This is a genomic window from Acetobacter papayae JCM 25143 (genome assembly GCF_000613285.1).
GTDB lineage: Bacteria > Pseudomonadota > Alphaproteobacteria > Acetobacterales > Acetobacteraceae > Acetobacter > Acetobacter papayae.
In genome coordinates, this window is record NZ_BAIN01000135.1 from 1 (window position 1) to 2,429 (window position 2,429).

3 protein-coding genes are annotated in these 2,429 nt (G+C 66.1%); 1 reads left to right on the top strand and 2 read right to left on the bottom strand.

From position 1 onward, the window contains the following. Positions 1-197 (bottom strand): hypothetical protein (locus JCM25143_RS21120; RefSeq protein WP_234395355.1); only part of this gene is annotated, 197 nt, incomplete at its 3' end. After that, complete coding sequence (locus JCM25143_RS20310) at positions 173-1,693, bottom strand: hypothetical protein (protein ID WP_051543428.1); 1,521 nt, start codon at positions 1,691-1,693, stop codon at positions 173-175. The genes JCM25143_RS21120 and JCM25143_RS20310, both read right to left, overlap by 25 nt. A gap of 329 nt (positions 1,694-2,022) precedes the next feature. Between JCM25143_RS20310 and JCM25143_RS20315 the strand changes: the two genes are divergently transcribed. Further along, positions 2,023-2,429, top strand: a 407-nt coding sequence (locus JCM25143_RS20315) for a DNA translocase FtsK 4TM domain-containing protein (RefSeq protein WP_234395356.1), incomplete at its 3' end; no start/stop codon positions are given.

Sequence of the window (2,429 nt, forward strand, 5' to 3'; positions counted from 1 at the left end):
CAGCGGTGCAGCCTGCGGCTGCGCTCCATATCCAGCACGGCGGGCCGCACATGATCCGCTTCGCGGGCAGATGGAGCCAGCACCAGAAAAGTCAGGATACTGTCTTCCCACATCCAGTGGCCCACCTCGCCCACCTGCGTGGTGGGCAGTAGCCGCACCATGGGGCAGGCACTCAGCGCCTTGGCCACACCAGACAAAAACAGGTCGAGCCTGTGCTGCCGCTCCCGCTCCGGGGTTGCGGCAAAAGCCGCCATTTCGGCGCAGGCTCCCTGCCAGCGCAGGAACAGCCCGGCATTGAACCCTTCGGCAGGCAGGCCGTAGCCGGGGCTGCAGGCCATTCCGTGCGCCATGCGTAATCGGCCAGTCCAGGGGGCAAGCCCGCGTGCTGGCCCTCACCCTCGCCCGCAAGCCTTGCCCGCCAGCGGCGCGGCAGCAGCAGCGCGCCACAGAAGGTCGGCCCGGCATAGAATTTCGACCCCGTGACCATAACCGCCCAACCCCGGCGCAGGAATGCCCCGGCCTGTTCGGGCAGAAACCGCGCCTGACACCCATCCACCAGCACATCCACCTGACCGGGAAAGCGCTGGCACAAGGCCTCCACCCCGGCGATATCAGGCATGACAAGCCCGGTCTTGGACACATCGAGCACATAAAGCAGCACCCGCCGCCCCATACGGATAGCCTGTTCTATATGCACCGTGCAGTCCGCCAGCACATCGCGCGCTGTCCGCCTCGCGCCATCCGCCTCACGCACGGCAACCGGCACACAGACCGTGCGGGGGGAAAACCCTTCCACCACACCGTCTTTTTCCACCGCCACGCCATGGGCGGTGCGGCTGGCGAAATGCCGACCGCGTGCGGCCTGCGGCACACCGGAGCCGGTTTCCTCCGCCCCCGGCAGCACAATGGTAACAGGGCTGCCACGCAGGGCGCACACCGCCGTGGCGGCCATGGCGCAATCCGTGCCAGATGCCGCCAGAATAACGTGATCGGGACTATCCACACCGAAAAAGCCAGCCAGAAACGCCTTGGTTTCCATAACGGTGGCTGCAACGGTGGCGGCCATGGCCGCCTTATCCGGCCAGTCCCGCGCGAGGGCGCGCACCAGCGCCAGCCGCGCCGCACGGGCAGCGGCAAACCCGCGTGGAGAAGGATCGGACGCAGTAGAAGAGGCGAAAGCCAGCACCTCAGGCCGGGGCAGACTACCCACGCCATAGCGGTTGAGCCCGTTTCCAGCCTGACCATCAAGCCGCTCATCCCCGCCGGATGCGAGAATCCGGGCGGTGGAAGGCAGCAGGTCCCATACGGCACAGGCCCACGGGTGCAGGGTTTCTGCCCCTGCGAGCGCATCCACCCCACGGCTTGCGGGCACCTGCGCCAGCACGGGGGCAAGGGCCATCAGGCAGGCATCCAGCGTGCCGGGCGGGGGGGCAAACGGCTCGGCCAGACAGGCCAGCGGACCGGCAAGGGGCACAACCGCGCCATCTGCCACAGCCAGCCCCGGCGGGGTGGTGCAGGCTGCCGCGCGGGCAGCAGCAATCAGGTAACGGGCGGCAATGGCAGGCAGCACAACCGCCCCTGCAAACAGGGCTTCCAGTTCCCGCAGGAGCAGGGCATTAAAGGAAGGAAACGTATGACAGGCACCCTCCACCCCGCCGGTGGCGGTGGCATCAAGCCCCGCAGTGTCCGGCATGGCGGCGTCCTGACCTGATCTGACTGGCAAGTTCAGCGCTTGGCTCTCCCGTTTCCGTTCATGGACATTCCGGCCACCTTGCCACAAGAAAGCCGTACGCGGGTGCTGCAAAAACGCATGCCTCCACAAACCATAGACCCCGGTTTTTCCAACCATACCATCTTCTTCTGCTGCTGTTAGCCCATGGGTGACGTTTATCTGTCACACTGTCTCCACCGGCACGGATGGCGGTTCACATTGAACGGGCAGGACTGCTAAGAAGTTCAGGACACTGTCAGACTTTTCACACGGGTATGTTTTGCCCATCTCCAGACCAGGAACCCGTATCATTGGCGCGCACAAGCCCACCCGCACAGGACCGTTCATTTTCGCCGCCCCGCAAAAACACGCTGCACCGCCGCCTGGAAGAAGCGGGCGGGCTGTTGCTGTGCGGGCTGGCCTGTGTGCTGCTGGTGGCGCTGGCCAGCTATAATCCGGCTGATCCGTCCTTTGACACCGCCACCGGCCAACCCCCCACCAACCTGCTGGGGCTGAGCGGCTCTTTTGTAGCGGATGGGCTGTTGCAGGGGCTGGGGCTGGGCGCGCTGCTGCCCGCTTTCATGCTGCTGATCTGGGGCTGGCGGCTGATGGCGCACCATGTGCGCGGGCTGGAGCCATGGCCGCTGCTGGGCCTACGGGCTGCTGCAGTGCTGGGCCTGCTGCCTGTGGTGGCGGCCTTGCTGGCGGCCATTCCGCT